Here is a 20096-nt window from a genome sequence, read left to right on the forward strand (position 1 = left end):
CCTCGGCGCGGACCGGCTCGCGATAGGTTTCGCGCGTCGGCTCGGGCGCGCGCGACATCTGGGCGCCGTATTGGCCGCCTGCCGAACGACGCGCCTCATGGCTGGCCAGGGGGGCGGAGGTCGAGGCTTGCGGCGCGATCGGCTCGATGCGGCGCACCTCGCCCTCGTCCATGCCGGTGGCGACCACCGAGACGCGGATCTTGCCGTCCAGAGCGGGGTCGAAGGCCGCGCCGAAGATGATGTTGGCGTCTCCGTCCACCTCGGCCGAGATCGCGTTGGCGGCCTCGTCGACTTCCAGCAGGGTCATGTCCAAACCGCCGGTGATATTGACCAGCACGGCCTTGGCGCCCTTCAGGCTGGTTTCGTCCAGCAAGGGGTTGGCGATGGCGTTCTGGGCGGCCAGCAGGGCGCGGTCGTCGCCGGTCGCCTCGCCCGTGCCCATCATCGCCTTGCCCATTTCGGACATGACGGCGCGCACGTCGGCGAAGTCCAGGTTGATCAGGCCGGGCAGGATCATCAGGTCGGTGATCGAACGCACGCCCGAGTGCAGCACCTGGTCGGCCATGCCGAAGGCGTCGGCGAAGGTGGTGCGCTCGTTGGCGACGCGGAACAGGTTTTGGTTCGGAATGACGATCAGGGTGTCGACATAGCGTTGCAGTTCGGCGACGCCCGCATCAGCCAGGCGCATCCGGTGACGGCCCTCGAAGGTGAAGGGCTTGGTCACGACGCCGACGGTCAGGATGCCGCGATCGCGCGCACATTTGGCGATGACGGGGGCCGCGCCCGTGCCGGTACCGCCGCCCATGCCGCAGGTGATGAAGACCATGTGCGCACCTTCCAGGTGCTGATGGATCTCGTCGGCGGATTCCTCGGCGGCGTTCATGCCGACTTCGGGGTGGGCGCCGGCGCCCAGGCCTTGGGTGATGGTCTCGCCCAGTTGGATGCGGCGATCCGTCTTGGCGAAGCTGAGGTGCTGCGCGTCGGTGTTGGCCACGACGAACTCGACGCCCTCAAGACCGGCGTCGATCATGTTGTTGACGGCGTTCCCGCCGGCCCCGCCGACGCCGAACACGACGATGCGGGGCTTCAGTTCAGTGTGTTGCGGCTTGACCAATGAGAGCGACATTTTCGTGTTTCCGACCTGCTGACCCGCCCCTTCCAACCAACCGACCGCCCCGCCGAATCGCTTTGGTTATGAGCGCGTTAAGGATTGCGCCCACGAAGGTTAAGAGAAGGTTACGGCGATAATGTGAGTCGAGCCGAACGCCACCCCCATCAAAAAGCTTGGCCGCAGTTTTCCTTGCACAAAAGATAAAGGGCGGCCCCGAAGGACCGCCCTTTCCTCAATCGTTAATCGGCCGTGTCACCAAGGACGGTAGTTGATGCCGAAGAAGTAACGGGTCCCGTACGGATCGTAGTTCGGATACAGCGTATATCCCAACCACGGAGCCTGCTCAGCGTCGAACGCGTTAACAACACCAGCGCGCAAGGTCAGGTCGTCGCGCACCTTATATCGAACGGTGAAGTCATGACGAGCGAAGTTGCCCGTGTCCATGTATTTGGTAAGACGGCTGTCAGCGTTGTTAACGAAGGTACGCGCCTGGACGATATCCACAGCAGTCTGCCAGTCTACCGACCAGTTGATGCTCCAGCGATCATCCGGCGAGTAAGTGAGCGACGACGTGAAACGAGTTCTCGGGTAAGCGACACCGCCCGTCAAAGTCGAGTCTAGGCCCGTATAATCAAACGGATTCTGAGCATTGTTAAAGTTCTTTTGCTCAATAAGCCATGTTCCTCGGATGCTGTAATCAACGCGACCCCAGTTACGTCCGAACAGTTCGTCCGTGTCGAAGCTATAGCGCGCATCAAAATCAAGTCCGCGTGTAGTGCGCTTGGCATAGTTTAGCGAACTCGAAATGTAGCCCCCCAAGGGAGTACCAGCAGGTGCGCCGACGCCGAACGGCACATTCGGATTGTTGCGGAAGATGGTGGCGCAAGCATCCGCATTAAGGCTCGGTCCATTGACGCAGTTCTGGGCGGCGACCTGCGGCGTCACCGTTGCAATCACGTCCTTGATCTCGATCTCGTAGTAGTCGAGCACCAAGCTGAAGTTAGGAATGAAGCGAGGCTTCAAAACCGTCGAGAAGGTGAAGCTGCTCGATTCTTCAGGCTTCAGATTGGGGTTTCCGCCAGATACGCCCTCAATGGAACCGGTGCCGTAAGCCGGACCAAAATCATCCGTGGTGATGGGAGTTGCGCCTGCGAAGTCGAACGTCAAACCTTGCAACGCCGCGAGCGCGGTGCAGTTCTTGATACGGTTGTCCCGATACTGAACGTTTGCAGCCGCGTTGATGTTAACCGTGGTGCAGGGATCGTCCGAGCCGAAGAAGGAATAGGTCGCGCTGTAGGCGCTGAAATTCTCACTCAGGTTCGGGACACGAAGAGAAGTGTTGTACGACGTCTTGAAGGCGATATCCTGAATCGGACGATATACAAAGTTAACGCCGTAAACATCACCCGTTCCTGTCGTGGTGTAGTCGAAGTAGCGGTAAGACCCGCTCAACTCGGCATACTCACCCAGAACCGAGTCCCGGAAGAGTGGTACAGAAAGTTCCGCAAAAACTTCGTCGCTCTTGTACTGGACAGGAGATCGATCTGCACCGGTATTCAGGAACAATAGACGACCCGCGGTCTCACGGTCACGTCCAGTCGCCTCATACATCTCCCGGCGATGCTCATAGCCCAACGCCAGGCCCAAGGGGCCAGCGCCCCAGAAATCCCAAAGCTGGCCTGAAACGGTAGCGAGACCCTGCTCCTGTTCGTTTCGTTCAGTCACTCCGACTTGAGCATAAAGATAATTCAGCGCCTCCGCGCTTTGGTTACCAGCGCCGAAAACATTGAGAGGCTTGCAATCGTTGATCGCCGCCCGGCCAGCAGCCGTGTCGCGCAAATCGCCGCCCCGGACTGCATCCGCGATTACGGTCGTAGGCGTCGCAGTGGCTTGAAGGTTCTGCACGCGACAGACGATTTGTCCAGCAGAGTTGCGGATCGCGTCAGAGGCAAACGCCATCCGCTCAACGTCAACGCCCGTTTCACGATTCGCGACCTCGACCTGACCGTAGGTGTAGCCCACGTCCCAAGACACATTCTTCACAAAGCCGATTTGATCGTGATTACCATCGAACGAAATCACGCCCCGCCACAGATCACGAGTGTTGGTTTGATTGCGATCCGGACCACGCAATGCCGACCGTGCATAAGGCGCCGCTGCGGTGCCGATGAGTTGACCAGGCTGCGTGGCTGTCGGTTGACTATAGATGTTGATCCGGTTGGCGAGGATCGCCGCCTTCAGATTGTCCGGCATATAGGCGTTATCGCTAAGGCGGATATCGTATGCGCTTCCGCTACGGATTGGCGAAACTATCCGGTCGCCATAGCGATCAGAGATAAAGATATCAAAGAACGTCGGCTGACCTTCGAAGTAGGTTTCCTCAGTCACATACTTGACTTCGGCATGGGCATTGATGTTGGACGTAACCTTGAAGTTACCGCCCACCTGATAACGCTGCGATTCCGAGCGCGGCACTTGCGAATATTGGCCGTATTCGGACGCCAGCTCGCCGTCTCCCCCAATGTTCAACACGCGCTGAAGACCGGTGCCGACTCTCTCACCGAAATTCGCCAAGCGCGCCGTCGCGCCATCGAAAACGTAGGAATAACCCGGATTAAGAGCGGTGCAGTTTGTATTGGTATAGTTTGCAGACGATGGCACACCACCAACGGTTCCGCAGTTATTGAACGGAACATTGGGATTATTCAGCGCGCTCGCCGGCTGATTGTTCGCAAGATTAACGATGCCCCAGCGCAAACGCTGCATCGTCCTCAAATTGCTGAAAAGCGTCGTGTCGGTAATGCCGTCGTAGGGAGCTGCAACAGGATCAGTATCGGTCGATACCAGCGTTTGAGACCGCGCCAACCAATCGATTTGGTTTGTCCGAACTTCGTCCAGCTCTTCGTACTCACCAAAAGCATAGACGTTCAGCCTATCATCGAAGAAGTTTTGGCCAATGAGAGCCGAGATCCGCTTGTTGGCCTGACCATCTTGGTTCTTCTCGCCATAGTTGGCGTCAACTTCCAACCCCTCGAAATCCGTCCGCATAATGAAGTTCAGAACGCCTGAAACCGCATCAGCACCGTATACAGAAGAGGCCCCCCCCGTAACGATCTCGATGTTTTGGATCAGAAGGCGAGGGATCGTATCGATGTCCACAGCAAGGTTGCCACCATCCGATCCGACGTGACGCCGACCATCGACCAAGGTCAACGTGCGGCCAGAACCGAGCGCTCGAAGGTTTGCAAAGGACAAGCCACCGGCGCCAAGCGTGCTACCGGTCGTGCTAGAAGGCACTAGCGAGTTTGCCAGAGCAGGAATCGTCGCGAGATAGTCGATCACCGTGTTCTGACCGGTCGTGAGCACCGTCTCACGAGTCACCTGAATCAACGGCGTAGGAGCCGTAGTGGGATCACGACGGATGCGCGAACCGGTAACAACGATTTCATCGACTTGGGTAGCCTCAACACCCGATTGCTGAGCCTGAGCCCATGCTGGAGCCGACATGGCCACGACCCCTGCCAGGATCGTCGACCCGAATAAATAGTTACGCTTCAGCTTCATCATGGATAGCCCCACTAAATTCAAAAACTCGACCCGCCGAGTCGGAAATTTCGACGGCGTCAAACTCGTCCGTGTAGCGAACTATGGCTCTGAAGCAACCATTGTGTCCCAAATCGGGCCGGCAGAAGTCATTAATGTTACAGCCAAGACACAGTTATTTAAGCCCCCGTTCAGCCGGAGTTGGTCGTTAAGGCGTCGAAATGCGTCCGATTCAGGAAGTCCGAGACCTTAAAGATTGTCCCGCAACCACCCCGCCACGCGCCCCACCATATTCCCACGGTGGATTCTAGGCGCGTCCGCAGCCGTGATCTGCCTCGCCATCAGCTTCCTTGCCGACACCGCTTCTCGCGGGCCGTAGGCGGCGCGGAGGAGGACGCCGGCGGTGGCGCAGAAGGCGGGGCCGGAGGCGGCGTCGGCCAAATGTGGCGCTCGTTGGGGTTTTCCGAGGCGGACGGGGCGGTCGAACACGCGCACGGCCAGTTCGCGCACGCCGTTCAGCTGGCTTGCGCCGCCGGTCAGAACCAGGCCGGCGCCGGGCTCCAGGCCGACGCCTGCATTTTTCAGACGATCACGGAGCAGTTCGAGGGTTTCCTCGACGCGCGGGGCGATTACGGTCTTGAGCATGGCGCGGGGCACGATGACGGGGCCTGCGGAGGCGTCCTCGCCGCGAGGCGGGGCCTCCAGCATCTCGCGATCTTCGTTGGCGCTGGCCATGGCCGAGCCGTGCAGGGTCTTCAGGCGTTCGGCCCCGACCTTGGACGTCGACAGGCCGCGCGCGATGTCGGAGGTGACGTGGTCGCCGCCGACGTTCAGGCTTTCGATATGCAGCAGGGACCGGCCGCCCCAGACGGCGGCGCTGGTCGAACCGCCGCCCATGTCGATGCAGACGGCGCCCAGGTCCATCTCGTCCTCTTCCAGCGCGGCGAGAGACGAAACGACGGGGGCGGCGGCGACACCCTGCAGGTCCAGGTGCGCCAGTTCCAGGCAATGGCTCAGGGTCGTGAAGACGTTCTCGGCCATGGAGACGACCAGCAGGTCCAGGCCCAGCGAGCCGCCCCGCATCGAACGCGGATCGTGCACGCCCCGCGCGCCGTCCACCGACCAGGCGATGGGCAGGACGTGGATCGGGCGGCGGTTGGGCAGGCGGATCTGGGCCAGGGCCATGCCGATGGCGCGCGCCAGGTCGGCGTCTCCGACCGGATTGGCGCCGAGCGAAACGCGAGCCTGGACCCGGTGGCTGGCCATCTGGCCGATGGCGGTGGTGACGACGACGCCAGAGACGGGGCTCTGGGCCGCGCGTTCGGCGCGTTCGACGGCGTGGCCGATGGCCTGTGCGGCCTCGTCCATGTTGATGATGGCCCCGCCCCTGACGCCCCTGGACTGGACGTGGCTGGCGCCCGCGACACGGATGGTGCGGTCGGCGTGACGCACGCCGTCGGGCTTCATGATGAAGCATGAGACCTTGGACTGACCGATATCCAAAGCGGCGATAACGGGCGCGCGTCCGGCGCGGGGGTCCATGCCCCGACCCTGATCATTGGCTGCGCGCGGCTTTCCCGACATCTGGTCCTGGTCCTTAAGCGTCGCCGGTCGGTCGCACGGCGACCTCGTCCGGGGTTCTGAGATCGACGCGGGCGAAACCCAGGTCGAGCAGGCGTTCGCGCTGATCCAGCGCATCGAGGCGGATCAGGGCCGCCTCCTGTTCGGTGGCGGGCAGCTGGATCAGGCTGCCGTCCTTGAGCCGCAGATCCCAGCGCCGCTCATCCACGCGGACCAAAGCGTCGATCTTGTTCATCAGGCGCGGACGCTGGGCCAGAAGCGGCAGGATCTCGCCCGCCGCCACATCGGCGCCCTTGCCCACCACCAGAGGCAGCGTCGGATAGCGGCGCGCGTCGGCGCCCGTAATCACCTGACCCCGCGCGTCGATGACCTTGATCTGTCCTGCCTCTTGCCAGACGGCCAGGCGGTCATGCTCCTTGACCTCGACGATCAGGGTGTCGGGCAGCAGGCGCACGACCCGCGCCGACTTGACCCAGCCCACGCCCTGCACGCGGTCGCGGATGGCGTCCAGCTTCAGGCTGGTGATCGGCTGGCCGGAATACAGCCCCAGCGCCTGCCGAATGGCCGGCTCGGCCTCCGCCGAGGCGCCGGTGACATGCACCCGCTTCAGCGTCAGCCCCATGCCGGAGGTCAGATTGTCGACGCCATGCGAAACGGACGCGCCGATCCGTTCGGCCCGCGCGCCGGTCGCCAGCACCCCGACCAGCAAAAGGGCGCCGGCGCCCAGGGCGATGATCGCGGTGCGAGGCGAGATATCGACACGGCCGATGGCGGCCATCTTGCCCGGAATGGCCGAGGCGTTCTGGGCGCCGCCGCGCGTGCGCCCGCCGTTCCTGGGCGCCGCGCCGCGTCCTGGCGCCTGGCCCGAACCCTGTCGCCGACCGCCGCGAACTACCGCGGGCATGAGGCGTCCTCCACCATCCACCGAACCAGATCGTCATAGGTCATTCCGGCATAGGCCGCCTGCTCGGGCGCGAGCGAGGTCCGGGTCATGCCGGGCTGAGTATTGACCTCCAACAGGACCAGATCGTCCTTAACATCGTCATAACGGAAGTCGGACCGGGACACGCCCCGGCAACCCATGGCCGTGTGGGCCAGTTCGGCCTGGCGCAGGGCCGTCTCGAAGACATGGGGCGGCAGGACGGCCGGCAGGACGTGGACCGACCCGCCCGGCGCATATTTGGCCTCGTAGTCGTAGAACCCCTTGGTCGGGGTGATGTCGGTGACGGTCAGGGCGCGCGGACCGCCAGCATCGCCCAAGACGGTCACGCACAACTCCTTGCCCGGAATATAGGGTTCGACCACCACCTGCTCGCCATAGGCCCAGTCGGGCTCGCCCACCTCGGCAACAGGGCGGTTCGCCCCCTCGCGCACCAGGAAGACCCCGACGGAAGATCCCTCGGCGTTCGGCTTGACCACATAGGGCGGATCGATGACGTGGCGGCTGGCGACCTCGTGGCGATTATAAAGGCCCCCGCCCGGCACCTTGACGCCCGCCATCCGCAGCACGGCCTTGGACTTGTCCTTGTCCATGGCCAGGGCCGAGGCCAGCACGCCGGAATGGGTATAGGGAATTCGCAGCGTCTCCAGCACGCCCTGGACGCAGCCGTCCTCGCCCCAGGCGCCGTGCAGACAGTTCAGCACCACGTCGGGCTTGATCAGGCCGGACAGCACATTGGCCAGGTCGCGCCCGGCGTCCACGCGGCTGACACGCACGCCCTGGCGTTCCAGCGCCTGGGCGCACTGCTCCCCCGACGACAGCGACACCTCGCGCTCGGCGGACAGACCGCCCATCAGGACGGCGACGTGAAGAGATTGGAAGGGGCGGGTCATGGGCGGCTCCAGAACCGTCTGGATGCCGCGCAGGTCGTTAACAGCCCGTCAACCAAACCCTCATGAGATCATTGAAGTGTGGACGTGGCGACTGTTTCCGGCGCCGGTTTCACCTCCTCGACCGCGACGGCTTGCGTGGAAGGCGACGGCGCCACCTCGATCAGCGGCGTCGCCGGAGCGGCAGGGCGCAGGTCCAGCGCATAGAGATAGGCGCCTTCGCACGTCTGCCGGTCGCCATAGGTCCAGTCGGCGGCGCGGTGGCGCAGGCCGGCGACGGCGGCGGGCGACGTGGGCGCGAACAGGTCGTCGCGCAGGCTCATGTCGGGACGCATCTGCTCGCCCGACAGGTCGAACGCCCCGGCATAGACCGCCTCCCCCTCCCGCGCCTCGAACCCGGATGCGCCCAGGCAGAAATGGGTGATGTGCTGGCCCATGTTGATCGCGCTCAGCCGCCAGCGACCGGGCGGAACGGCGAAGGTCTGGGTCACGGCGCGGGTGCGGTCGCCACGGGCCGCGCCGCGCGTCGGCAGGGCGACGGCGAACAGCGCCGGGCGGCCGTCGTTCTCCCACGGCTGGATATCCGGCGCCGGTCCCTGGCGGGTGAAGATCAGGGTTCGTCCACCCTGTTCGGCCATCCCGGTCAGACGCACCGTCACCAGGGCGTCGCCCGGTTTGATCGCAACCTCTTCCGGTTTCAGGGCGCGGGGCGGACGGGCGGTGCGCGGCGCCTGGGGGCCTCGGCGCGACGGCGCGGGCGCAGCGTCGGACGGCGGCAATGCCTGCAGGCTCAAGGACACCTTGTCCAGATCGCCCGCGCGACCGATCACCACCGTATCGCCGCGAACGGCGTCATTGCCGTAAACGCGAACGACCTGGCCGGCCGGGGTGGCGGCGCCCACGCGATCGGTCAGGGCGTCGTGAAGGGCGGGCTGCTCCATCGCATCCAGCGTCTTGCCCTCGGTCTCGTCCAGCCGCACCACGCGCCAGCCGTCCACGACCATGCAGTTCTCCATATTGGCGGCGACGCCCCGGCGCTCCTGCATGCCGTTCACCGCGCCCTGGATGACGCCGACCACCAGCGCGCCCAACAGACCGCCTGCGGCCGCCGCGCCGGCGGCGCCGTTGTCGTCCGGCTGGCGCATCCGCCCCGCCTCGACCATGCAGGCGCGCAGGGCCTCGTCATGCTGGGCCAGATCGGCGCCCGCGCGGTTGAAGTAGGTGTATCCCGCGCTGGACCGCGTCAGGTCGATGCGCTCAGCCCCCGTCGCGGCCGCGCGCGTGACGATCTGGGCCTGCACAGGCTCTGCGGCCATGATCAACAGGCCGGCTGCGATTGCGATACGCTTCATCTGGATTCTCCCCCGAGAATCCGCCTCTAGAACGCGGCGTTTGGGCGCGCAACCTTGGATTTACGACAGCGCGCGCCCGATCCGTTTGATCTCCCAGTCCAGTTGTACGCCGGTCTTCTGCAGCACGTCGGCGCGGACGGCCTCGCCCAGACCTTCGATGTCGGCGGCGGTGGCCTCGCCGGGGTTGATCATGAAGTTGGAGTGCAGCTCGCTGAACCTGGCGCCGCCGCCGGTCACGGCGTGCAGCCGGCCGCGCCAGCCGGCCTCGTCCACCAGCTTCCAAGACGAATGGCCAGGCGGGTTCTTGAAGGTTGAGCCGCCGGTCTTTTCGCGGATCGGCTGGGTGGTTTCGCGGCGGCTGGTGATCTCGGCCATCCGGGCCGCCACGGCGTCGGGCGCATCGGCCGTTCCACGATAGGTCGCCTCGACCCAGATGATGTCGGCGGGCGCCTGGGAATGGCGATAAGTATAGCCGAAGTCGGCCAGGGCGTAGTCGACCCGCTGGCCCTGACGGTTCAGGCCCCAGGCCGAGACCAGCACGTCCTTGGTCTCCGCGCCGTAACAGCCCGCATTCATGGTCAGGGCGCCGCCGACCGCGCCGGGAATGCCGGCATAGAACTCCAGCCCGGCGATTCCCGCCTTGGCCGCCGCGCGCGCCACCATGGCGTCCAGCGCCCCGGCGCCGGCCGTGATCGTCAGGCCGTCTGTCGTCACCTGCCCCCAGGCGCGGCCGGCCAGCCGGATCACCACCCCCTCGACCCCCCCGTCGCGCACGATGACGTTGGAGCCGACGCCCAGCACCGTCACCGGAACGGCCGGGTCCAGCGCCTTAAGAAAATCCGCCAGATCGTCGGCGTCCGCCGGAATGAACAGCGCCTCGGCCGCTCCGCCGACACGGAACCAGGTGTAGGGGGCCAAAGGCTCATCCCGCAACAGCTTGCCGCGGACTTGGGGCAAAGCGATCACGACAACACCTCCAGTTGCGCCGGCAAGGCGTAGGCCCAGCTGGTGATGTCGCCGGCGCCCAACAGGACGACCACATCGCCCGCCTTGGTCTCTTCCTTGACAAGGCGCGGCAGAACGGCGGCGTTCTCCAGCGCCTGGACATGACGGTGGCCGTATCGACGCACGCCCTCGGCCAGAGCGTGTTTGTCCACCCCCTCGATCGGCTGTTCGCCGGCCGGATAGACGTCGGCGACGATCACGCTGTCGGCGTCCGAGAAGCTGGTCGAGAACTCGTCCATCAGGTCGCGCAGACGGGTGTAGCGATGCGGCTGGACCACGGCGATCACACGCCCCTCGGCCACCTGACGCGCGGCCTTCAGCACGGCGGCGATCTCGACCGGATGGTGGCCATAGTCGTCCACGATCCGCACGCCGCCGACGACGCCGGTGGTGGTGAAGCGGCGCTTGACCCCGCCGAACCCGGCCAGGCCGGTGCGGATCGCCTCGTCCGAGACGTCCAGCTCGCGCGCCACGGCGATGGCGGCCAGGGCGTTGGAGACATTGTGCCAGCCGGCCATGGGCAGGTGCAGTCCTTCGATCCGGTGCGTCTCGCCATTCTGGATCACTACATCGAAGCGCGCGCCGTCAGGGCCCATCTGACAGTTGTCGGCCCGCACCATGGCCTGGGGGTTCGTGCCATAGGTCACGAGCCGCCGGTTATCGATGGAGGCGACCAGTTTCTGCACCTCGGGGTGGTCCAGGCAGACGGCGGCAAACCCGTAAAAGGGAATGTTCTCCACGAAGTCCACGAACGCTTTCCGCACCGCGTCGAAGTCGCCGTAGTGGTCCAGATGTTCCGGGTCGATATTGGTGACCACCGCCACCGTCGACTTCAGGCGCAGGAAGCTGCCGTCCGATTCATCGGCCTCGACCACGATCCAGTCGCCGTCGCCGACCTTGGCGTTGGTGCCATAGGCGTTGATGATGCCGCCGTTGACCACCGTGGGGTCCAGGCCGGCCGCGTCCAGAAGGGTCGCCACCATCGAGGTCGTCGTCGTCTTGCCGTGGGTGCCGCCGACCGCGATGGAGAACTGCAGCCGCATCAGCTCGGCCAGCATCTCGGCCCGCCGCACCAACGGGATGCGGCGCGCGAGCGCGGCCTTCATCTCGGGATTTTCGGCCTTGACCGCCGTGGAATAGACCACCGCAGAGACGCCCTCGCCCACATGGGCGGCGTCGTGGCCGATGAATATCCTGGCGCCCAGTTGTTCCAGCCGTTCGGTGTTGGCGCTGGCCTTGGCGTCGGAACCCTGAACCGAATAGCCGATCTTCAGCATGATCTCGGCGATGCCGCTCATGCCGATGCCGCCTATGCCGACGAAGTGGACGGGACCGAGGTCGAACGGAACGGGGCGAAGGCGTGCAATCATCGTCGCGTCATAAACGCCGCCTCGCGTCCTGCGAAGGGTGCGCCGCGCGCGGAGCGAACTTTTCTGCGGGCGGCCTGTGCGCTCTCGCACAGAACCATCCCAAACCCATGGCGTTAGCAGGGTGATGCGCGCCACGCCCCGTGGTCGCCGGCTTCCCAAAAGGTTTTCAGATGACCAAGACCCCTGCGCGCGCGCCCACGTCCACGCTGGGCGACGGCGGCGAACTGCACCAGACCGCCGCCACGCCCGAGACCCGCACCACCACCAATCACGGCGCGCCGATCAGCGACAATCAGAACTCGCTGAAGGCCGGGCCGCGCGGCTCGACCCTGCTTGAGGACTTCATCCTTCGCGAAAAGATCCAGCATTTCGACCATGAACGCATCCCCGAGCGGATCGTCCATGCGCGCGGTTCGGCCGCCCACGGCTTCTTTGAACTGACCGACAGCCTGTCGGACTTCACCACCGCCAAGATCCTGACGGAGGTCGGCAAGAAGACCGAACTGTTCACCCGCTTCTCGACCGTCGCGGGCGGGGCCGGTTCGGTGGATACGCCGCGCGACGTGCGCGGCTTCGCGGTGAAGTTCTATACGACCGAAGGCAACTGGGATTTGGTCGGCAACAACATCCCGGTCTTCTTCATTCAGGACGCGATCAAATTCCCGGACCTGATCCATTCGGTGAAGATGGAGGCGGACAGGGGCTATCCACAGGCGGCCAGCGCCCACGACACCTTCTGGGACTTCATCGGCCTGATGCCGGAAAGCACCCATATGGTCATGTGGGCCATGTCGGATCGAGGCATCCCGCGCAGCCTGCGGATGATGGAGGGCTTCGGCGTCAACACCTTCCGCCTGATCAACGCCCAGGGCACGCCGACCTTCGTCAAATTCCACTGGCGGCCCAAGCTGGGGACGCAATCGACCTGCTGGGACGAGGCGGTCAAGATCGCCGGCGCCGATCCCGACTATCACCGCCGCGACCTGTATGAGGCCATCGACCAAGGCGACTTCCCCGAATGGGAGTTCGGCGTGCAGCTGTTCACCCAGGAACAGGCCGACGCCCTGCCCTTCGACATTCTGGACGCCACCAAACTGGTCCCGGAAGAGGATCACCCGATCCGGGTGATCGGCCGCATGGTCCTGGACCGCAACCCCGACAACTTCTTCGCCGAAACCGAACAGGCCGCCTTCCTACCGACCAATATCGTGCCGGGCATCGACTTCTCGGAAGACCCGCTGCTGCAGGGGCGGCTGTTCTCCTATCAGGACACCCAGCTGTCGCGGCTGGGCACGGTCAACTTCCACCAGATCCCGATCAACCAGGCCAAGGGCTGCCCTTTCCAGAACTTCCAGCGCGACGGCCATATGCAGATGGCGGCGCCCAAGGGCCGCGCCAACTATGAGCCCAACAGTCTGGCCCAGGCCGGCGAGGACGGCGGTCCGCGCGAAGATCCCAAGAGCGGCTTCCGCACCGCCCCCGTTCCGGTCGAGGGCGAAAAGGTCCGCCTGCGCGCCGATACCTTCGCCGACCACTACAGCCAGGCGCGGCTGTTCTTCCGCTCCCAGACCGAGATCGAACAGGCCCACCTGGCCAGCGCCATCGTGTTCGAACTGTCCAAGGTGTCCCTGCCCCACGTGCGCGAGCGCATTCTGGCCAATCTGCAGAATGTCGATGAATCTTTGGCCCGGCGCGTGGCGGACGGTCTGAGCCTGCCTCTGCCCAAGGCGTCGAAACCGGCCGTCGCGCCCATCGACCTGGACGCCTCGCCCGCGCTTCGCATCGTCGGCAAATATCCTGAAACCCTGAAGGGCCGGAAAGTCGCCATCCTGGTCGCGGACGGCTCTGACGGCGCGGTCATCGATGCGGTCAGGACTGCGGTCGAGGGGGACGGCGGCTCGGTCTTCATCGTCGCGCCCAAAATCGGCGGCGCCAAGCTGAAGGGCGGAAAGACCCAAGCCGCCGATGGTCAACTGGCCGGCAGTCCGTCGGTCCTGTTCGACGCCGTGGCGGTCGTGCTGTCCGACGAGGGGTGCGCGATGCTGATGAAGGAGGGCGCGGCGGTCGATTTCGTCAAGGATGCGTTCGGCCATTTGAAGGCGGTCGGCCATACGCCGGAGGCCCAGCCGCTGCTCGACAAGGCAGGTGTGGAGCCGGATGCGGGCGTGATCGATCTGTCCAAAAACGCAAAGGACTTTCTCCCTTCCGCCCGCACCCGCCAATGGGATCGCGAACCGAAGGTCCGCATACTGGCCTGAGGGGAAAGTGACCGGCGCGATCGTCTCGCGCCGGTTACCCGACCTTAACCACAAGGATTCACCATGACGGCTCTGTTTGTAGCGGGGCCGCTTTCCCATGTCCGATCTGAAGACCCCTGTCCTCGCCAAGGACGTCATTCACCGTGGCGACTGCATCGAGGTGCTGAAGCGCCTTCCCGACGCCTCGGTCGACATGGTCTTCGCCGATCCGCCCTATAATCTTCAGCTGGGCGGCGACCTTCTGCGTCCCGACAATTCCAAGGTCGATGCGGTCGATGACGACTGGGACAAGTTCGCCAGCTTCGCCGAATACGACGCCTTCACCCGCGCCTGGCTGGCGGAATGCCGCCGCGTCTTGAAGCCGGAAGGTTCGATCTGGGTGATCGGCTCCTATCACAATGTCTTCCGCCTGGGATCGGCGATCCAGGACCTGGGCTTCTGGGTGCTGAACGACATCATCTGGCGCAAGTCCAACCCGATGCCGAACTTCAAGGGCACCCGCTTCACCAACGCCCACGAAACCCTGATCTGGGCCGCCAAGTCGCGGGATCAGAAGCGCTACACCTTCAACTACGACGCCCTGAAGGCGTTCAACGAAGACACCCAGATGCGGTCCGACTGGACCTTCGCCCTATGCACGGGCGAAGAGCGGATCAAGGACGCCGACGGCAAGAAGGCCCACCCCACGCAAAAGCCCGAGGCCCTGCTGCATCGTGTCCTGCTGTCGGCCACCCGGCCCGGCGACGTGATCCTGGATCCCTTCTTCGGCACCGGCACCACCGGCGCCGCCGCCAAGCGTCTGGGCCGCCACTACATCGGCATAGAGCGTGACGAGACCTACGCCGATGTCGCGGCGACCCGCATCGCCTCGGTCATTCCCGCCTGCGCCGAGGATTTGATCGTCACCGGCTCCAAGCGCGCCGAGCCCAAGGTGCCGTTCGGCGCCCTGGTCGAGGCCGGCCTGCTGCAGCCCGGCGACCGTCTGTATTGCCCCAAGGGCGAGCGCGAAGCGCGCGTGCGCGCCGACGGGTCGCTGGTCCACGGCTCCCTGACCGGGTCGATCCACAAGCTGGGCGCCCTGCTGGAAAATGCGCCGGCCTGCAACGGCTGGACCTACTGGCGCTTCAAGACCGACCAGGGGCTGAAATCCATCGACGCCCTGAGGTCCGAGGTGCGCGCGGCGATGTGACCGCGGGGTGCGACACCCCGTCGCGCTCGTCACATCAAGCACTTAGCGGATCGGAGTACGATTCCGCACACGGACAAGGGATGCAGCTTCACTGTAACCTGCCGAAACCGTTGCGAAAATTCGCTGCGCAAGGCGGAACTTCGCAGTTGCGAGAACATTGATGTTCACGGCCCGCCGTTGCGGTGTCGGAGCACCCTCATGAAAATCGCGCAGATCACCCCGCTGTATGAAGCCGTCCCGCCCAGGCTGTATGGCGGGACTGAGCGCGTGGTCGCGCATCTGACGGACGCCCTGGTCGATCTGGGCCACGACGTCACCCTGTTCGCCAGCGCCGACGCCCAGACCAAGGCGCGTCTGGTGCCCGTGCGCGATCAGGCCATCCGCCTGGATCCGGCGCCGTTGAAATCCGACCTGGCCGCGCACCTGTCCATGCTGGGCGAGGTGCTGGACCGCGCCGAAGACTTCGATGTGATCCACTTCCACACCGACATGATCCATTTCCCGCTGTTCCAGAAATACGCGGACAAGACCCTGACCACCTTGCACGGTCGGCTGGACATGAAGGATCTGCCCGGCGTCTATGCGCGCTGGAGCGAATTCGGCCTGGTCTCCATCTCCGACGATCAGCGCAAGCCCCTGAATTTCGCCAACTGGAAGGCGACCGTGCATCACGGCATGCCGGGCGAACAATATATCTTCTCTCCGAAATCAGAGGGCTATCTGGCCTTCCTCGGCCGCATCTCGCCCGAGAAGCGGCCCGACCGGGCCATCGAGATCGCCACCAAGCTGGGCAAGCGGCTGAAGATGGCCGCCAAGGTGGACGCCGCCGACAAACGCTATTGGGAAGAGACCATTCGCCCGTTGGTCGAGGGCAATCCCCTGATCGAGTTCATCGGCGAGATCGGCGACCATCAGAAGTCGGCCTTCCTGGGCGGGGCCGACGCCCTGCTGTTCCCCATCGACTGGCCCGAGCCTTTCGGCCTGGTGATGATCGAGGCCATGGCCTGCGGCACGCCGGTCGTCGCCTTCCGCTGCGGCTCGACGCCCGAGGTGATCGAGGACGGGGCCACCGGCTTCCTGGTCGATACGATGGAACAGGCCATCGCCGCCGCCGGTCGCGCGCATCTGCTGGATCGCGAGGCCGTGCGCGCCCGGTTCGACCTGCGGTTCTCGGCCACCGCCATGGCCCGGCGTTATCTGGACGTCTACGGCGACCTGCTGGCGCGCCGCCCCTTCGCCGAGGCGCCGCTCGATACCGTCGTCACACCTTTGCGGCCGTTGGCGGAAGACCGCAGCTTCGCGGCCCTGGCCTGATCGTCGTCAGGCGCCGACGGGCGAACGCCCTTTGATCGTGCGATAAAATATGGGCGACGGAGGTGAACCCTCCGTCGCCTTCATCAGTTGACCATCCAAGCGGCCCTTCAGCGCCGCATTCGGGTGTGACACGTTCGGCCAAGGCCTCACAACGACGGGGAAGAGACCGCATGGACGACGCCTATTCCACCCAACTGACCGCCGGCGAATCCGTCGAGGCCTCGGGCCTCGAACAGTTGATGGCGCTGAAGGACGGCGACACCTTCCTGGTCGCCGATGGCTGGGGCGACATGAAGGGCGGCGCCGACGGCCTGTTCGCCAACGACACGCGGGTTCTCTCACGCTGGACCATGACCGTGGGCCTTCTGAAACCCTCGCGCCTGTCGTCGGGGGTCAGCCAGGACAATGTCTTCTTCTCGTGCCACACCACCAACCGCCCCCTGCCCCCGATGGGCGGCCGGTCGGCGCCGGCCGGGGTGCTGCATATCGAGCGCCGCCGCTTCCTGTGGGGTCGTCGGATGTTCGAACGGGTGCAGATGGTCAACCACGGGGTGGAGGACATCCTGCTGCCCCTGGCCTTCGACTTCGGCGCGGACTTCGCCGACATCTTTCAGGTGCGCGGCACGCCGCGGGCCAAGCGCGGGACCATCCACACCCCGACCACCGACGGCCGGCGGGTGACCTTCCGCTATACCGGTCTGGATGACGTCGAACGCCTGTCCTGCCTGGCCTTTTCCGAGCCTCCGGCCCGGCTGACGCATCAGCGCGCCGAGTTCATGTTCAGCCTGCCCAAGGGCCGAACCCTTGATCTCTATATCGAGTGCGGCGTGGATTCCTGCGAGGCCCCGGACGACCGACGCTGGCGGCTGAACGCCATCCAGGCGCGGCTGGCCATGCGTGCGAAACGTCGGCGCGGCGCCTCGGTGCGCGGCCCGCGCAGCCCCCGCTTCAACGACTGGCTGGACCAGTCGCGCGCCGACATGGCCCTGCTGACCACCGACCTGCCGACCGGCCCCTATCCTTACGCCGGCACGCCATGGTTCTCGACCCCGTTCGGGCGCGACGGCATCATCGCCGCCTGGCAGATGCTGTGGCTGGACCCGTCGCTGGCCAGGGGCGTCCTGACCTATCTGGCCAGCCGACAGGCGACCGAGACCTCGCTGTTCCAGGACAGCCAGCCCGGCAAGATCATGCACGAGACGCGCGGCGGCGAGATGAGCGCGCTGCACGAGGTGCCGTTCGGCCTCTATTACGGCGGGGTCGACACCACCTGCCTTTTCGTCGCCCTAGCCGGCGCCTACGCCGACCGGACCGGCGATCTGGACCTGGTCCGCAAGCTCTGGCCCAATCTGATCGCCGCGGCCAACTGGATGCGCGACTATGGCGACAGCAACGGCGACGGGCTGATCGACTATCAGCGCGGCGCCGACACCGGCCTGTCGAACCAGGGCTGGAAGGACTCCGAGGACTCCATCTTCCACGCCGACGGTCGCTTCCCCAAAGGTCCGATCGCGCTGCTGGAGGTCCAGGGCTACGCCTTCGCCGCCTGGAAGGCGCTGGGCGACCTGGGCGAGCGGCTGCACGACGACCGCGCGCCCGAATGGCGGATGCGCGCCGAACAGGTCCGCGCCCTGGTCGAGGACAAATACTGGATGGAGGACGAGGGGTTCTACGCCGTCGCCCTGGACGGCGACGGGCAGCAATGCCGCGCCATCGCCTCCAACGCGGGCCATCTGCTGTTCACCGGCCTGCCGTCGCTGGAACGCGCGCGGCGCGTCAGCAAACGCCTGCTGACGGCCGAGTTCCGCACGGGCTGGGGCATTCGCACGCTGGAGGTCGGCCAGGCCCGCTTCAATCCGATGAGCTATCACAACGGCTCGGTCTGGCCCCACGACACGGCCATGGCCGCCGCCGGCATGGCCAACTATGGCGAGCGGGACGCGGTCGCCGAAATCCTGGCCGAGATCTACGCCGCCGCCGCCCATTTCCACCTGCGCCTGCCCGAACTGTTCTGCGGCTTCCCCCGCACGCCGGGCGAGCCGCCCATCGCCTATCCGGTCGCCTGCCTGCCCCAGGCCTGGGCCGCCGGTTCGGTCTTCCTGATGCTTCAGGCGACGTTGGGCCTGTCCATCGACGCCTGGAACGAGACGGTCGATCTGGCCGATCCGGTGCTGCCCGCCGGTCTGGATCGTCTGAAGATCACCGGACTGGAGGTCGGCGCCTCCGTCGTCGATCTGAACATTCAGCATCTGGAAGGCCGCGCCGTCGTCATCCCCCGCCACAAGACCGGCAAGGTCGCGATCCGCACCCTGCGCTAGCCGATCAGCCCAAGAGATCGGGCGCGCCCGCCCGATCCAGCGCCTTGGCGAACACGGTCGGCAGGGCGGCGCGGGCCGCCTCGACCGTCAGCCAGCGCCAAGTCGCCTGCGGCGTCGCCCCTTGCGCCGTCATCACGGTCAGGGTCAGGCTGAAATGGGTGAAGACGTGCTCCACCGCCCCGGCCGTGCGCCAGTCGGCCGTCACGGGCGGCGGGCCGGAGGACTGATCGGCGGTCCAGTCGCTGGTCGGCAGGCCCAGCATTCCGCCCAACAATCCCTTGTCGGGCCGCGTCTCCACCGCCACGCGCCCCTGATCGTCGAACAGGACATAGGCTGCGCCCCGGCGGTGCGGGCGATCCGGCTTCTTCGCCTTGACCGGAAACCGCGTCGGCTCGCCCGTCGCCAGACCCCGGCACTGGTCCGAGACCGGGCAGACGTCGCACGACGGCGACTTGGGTCGGCAGACGGTCGCCCCCAGATCCATCAGCGCCTGCGCCCAATCCCCGGGCCGTTCATCGGCGACGAACAGACCCGCCAGCCGCCGCAACTCTGAGCGTGCGGCCGGAACCGGGGTCTCGACGGCGAACAGCCGCGCCATGACCCGCTCGACATTGCCGTCCACCACATTGGCCGCCCGATCAAAGGCGATGGCCGCGACGGCGGCCGCCGTATAGGCGCCCACCCCCGGCAGGGCCAGCAGCCCCGCCTCCGTGTCGGGGAAGACCCCGCCATGCTCGCCCGCCACCGCCCGCGCGCAGGCCAAAAGGTTGCGCGCGCGGGCGTAGTAGCCCAGCCCGGCCCAGGCCCCCATCACCTGCGCATCCTCGGCCGCCGCGAGGTCCGAAACCGTGGGCCAGCGCGTGGTGAAGGCGTGGAAATAGGGCGTGGCGTGCGGCACTGTCGTCTGCTGCAGCATCACCTCCGACAGCCAGACACGATAGGGCGCGGTCCGCGCCGCCCCCACCGCCGCCCGCCACGGCAGGCTGCGCGCATGGGCGTCGTACCAGGCCAGCAGCCGGGTGCGGATCAACGAGATGTCGGGAGAGACGTCGGCCATGGGATCGGGCTATATAGGCCCATGCGCCGCCCCCTGCCCACAGACGCCGAGGTTCGCGAGATTCTGTCTCGCCGCCGCACCCGCCCGGCGCCGCGTCCCGCGCCCCGGGCGGGCAAGGCGCTGACGCCGCTGATCAAGAAGCTGGACGCCCAGTTCGGGCGCGGCGCG

The 20096-nt window shown here is 65.7% G+C and carries 13 protein-coding genes; 4 read left to right on the forward strand and 9 right to left on the reverse strand.

What is annotated here, in order from left to right; all coding sequences use genetic code 11:
* The 8 genes from ftsZ to murC all read right to left on the reverse strand — a co-directional run.
* Positions 1–1126: cell division protein FtsZ (gene ftsZ / locus RTU05_RS11325; protein ID WP_312598326.1), on the reverse strand; the 1126-nt coding region annotated here is incomplete at its 3' end.
* A 237-nt stretch (positions 1127–1363) separates the two neighbouring features.
* Positions 1364–4678, reverse strand: coding sequence for a TonB-dependent receptor domain-containing protein (locus tag RTU05_RS11330; protein ID WP_312598328.1), 3315 nt, complete (start codon positions 4676–4678; stop codon positions 1364–1366).
* A 225-nt stretch (positions 4679–4903) separates the two neighbouring features.
* On the reverse strand, positions 4904–6196 hold the full coding sequence (gene ftsA, locus RTU05_RS11335; protein ID WP_312598330.1) for a cell division protein FtsA: 1293 nt from the start codon (positions 6194–6196) through the stop codon (positions 4904–4906).
* Positions 6197–6251: 55 nt separating this feature from the next.
* Complete coding sequence (locus RTU05_RS11340; protein ID WP_312598332.1) at positions 6252–7139, reverse strand: cell division protein FtsQ/DivIB; 888 nt, start codon at positions 7137–7139, stop codon at positions 6252–6254.
* Entirely contained in the window at positions 7127–8068 is a 942-nt protein-coding gene (locus tag RTU05_RS11345) for a D-alanine--D-alanine ligase (RefSeq protein ID WP_312598334.1), read from the reverse strand. The genes RTU05_RS11340 and RTU05_RS11345 overlap by 13 nt, the downstream gene beginning before the upstream one ends.
* A 68-nt stretch (positions 8069–8136) precedes the next feature.
* Positions 8137–9417: a hypothetical protein gene (locus RTU05_RS11350; protein ID WP_312598336.1), complete on the reverse strand. Its 1281-nt coding sequence runs from the start codon at positions 9415–9417 to the stop codon at positions 8137–8139.
* Between the two features lie 60 nt (positions 9418–9477).
* Positions 9478–10383: a UDP-N-acetylmuramate dehydrogenase gene (gene murB, locus RTU05_RS11355; protein ID WP_312598338.1), complete on the reverse strand. Its 906-nt coding sequence runs from the start codon at positions 10381–10383 to the stop codon at positions 9478–9480.
* Positions 10380–11792: a UDP-N-acetylmuramate--L-alanine ligase gene (gene murC, locus RTU05_RS11360; RefSeq protein ID WP_312598340.1), complete on the reverse strand. Its 1413-nt coding sequence runs from the start codon at positions 11790–11792 to the stop codon at positions 10380–10382. The genes murB and murC overlap by 4 nt, the downstream gene beginning before the upstream one ends.
* Positions 11793–11962: 170 nt before the next feature.
* On the opposite strand from murC, the gene RTU05_RS11365 reads away from it, so the two are divergent.
* From RTU05_RS11365 to RTU05_RS11380, 4 genes are all read left to right on the forward strand, one after another.
* Positions 11963–14050 (forward strand): catalase, encoded by a 2088-nt coding sequence (locus RTU05_RS11365; RefSeq protein WP_312598342.1) that lies wholly within the window; start codon positions 11963–11965, stop codon positions 14048–14050.
* A gap of 97 nt (positions 14051–14147) precedes the next feature.
* The gene (locus tag RTU05_RS11370) at positions 14148–15239 is read left to right on the forward strand and encodes a site-specific DNA-methyltransferase (protein WP_312598344.1); all 1092 of its coding nucleotides are present in this window, start codon (positions 14148–14150) and stop codon (positions 15237–15239) included.
* Positions 15240–15437: 198 nt separating this feature from the next.
* A complete protein-coding gene (locus RTU05_RS11375; protein WP_312598346.1) occupies positions 15438–16553 on the forward strand; it encodes a glycosyltransferase family 4 protein in 1116 nt (371 codons plus the stop codon).
* Positions 16554–16723: 170 nt separating this feature from the next.
* The gene (locus tag RTU05_RS11380; RefSeq protein ID WP_312598348.1) at positions 16724–18871 is read left to right on the forward strand and encodes an amylo-alpha-1,6-glucosidase; all 2148 of its coding nucleotides are present in this window, start codon (positions 16724–16726) and stop codon (positions 18869–18871) included.
* Positions 18872–18875: 4 nt separating this feature from the next.
* Here RTU05_RS11380 and mutY read toward each other — a convergent pair whose 3' ends face one another.
* Positions 18876–19928 (reverse strand): A/G-specific adenine glycosylase, encoded by a 1053-nt coding sequence (gene mutY, locus RTU05_RS11385; protein WP_312598350.1) that lies wholly within the window; start codon positions 19926–19928, stop codon positions 18876–18878.
* Positions 19929–20096: the final 168 nt, after the last annotated feature.

The organism is Brevundimonas sp. (assembly GCF_032017145.1).
Lineage (GTDB): Bacteria > Pseudomonadota > Alphaproteobacteria > Caulobacterales > Caulobacteraceae > Brevundimonas.

Excerpts from the sequence above, each read along its gene's own strand:
- murC (WP_312598340.1), bottom strand. The coding sequence starts at position 11,792 with ATGATTGCACGCCTTCGCCCCGTTCCGTTCGACCTCGGTCCCGTCCAC.
- RTU05_RS11380 (WP_312598348.1), top strand. The coding sequence starts at position 16,724 with ATGGACGACGCCTATTCCACCCAACTGACCGCCGGCGAATCCGTCGAG.
- RTU05_RS11365 (WP_312598342.1), top strand. The coding sequence starts at position 11,963 with ATGACCAAGACCCCTGCGCGCGCGCCCACGTCCACGCTGGGCGACGGC.
- RTU05_RS11345 (WP_312598334.1), bottom strand. The coding sequence starts at position 8,068 with ATGACCCGCCCCTTCCAATCTCTTCACGTCGCCGTCCTGATGGGCGGT.
- RTU05_RS11330 (WP_312598328.1), bottom strand. The coding sequence starts at position 4,678 with ATGATGAAGCTGAAGCGTAACTATTTATTCGGGTCGACGATCCTGGCA.
- RTU05_RS11340 (WP_312598332.1), bottom strand. The coding sequence starts at position 7,139 with ATGCCCGCGGTAGTTCGCGGCGGTCGGCGACAGGGTTCGGGCCAGGCG.
- ftsA (WP_312598330.1), bottom strand. The coding sequence starts at position 6,196 with ATGGACCCCCGCGCCGGACGCGCGCCCGTTATCGCCGCTTTGGATATC.
- RTU05_RS11370 (WP_312598344.1), top strand. The coding sequence starts at position 14,148 with ATGTCCGATCTGAAGACCCCTGTCCTCGCCAAGGACGTCATTCACCGT.
- RTU05_RS11375 (WP_312598346.1), top strand. The coding sequence starts at position 15,438 with ATGAAAATCGCGCAGATCACCCCGCTGTATGAAGCCGTCCCGCCCAGG.
- RTU05_RS11350 (WP_312598336.1), bottom strand. The coding sequence starts at position 9,417 with ATGAAGCGTATCGCAATCGCAGCCGGCCTGTTGATCATGGCCGCAGAG.
- mutY (WP_312598350.1), bottom strand. The coding sequence starts at position 19,928 with ATGGCCGACGTCTCTCCCGACATCTCGTTGATCCGCACCCGGCTGCTG.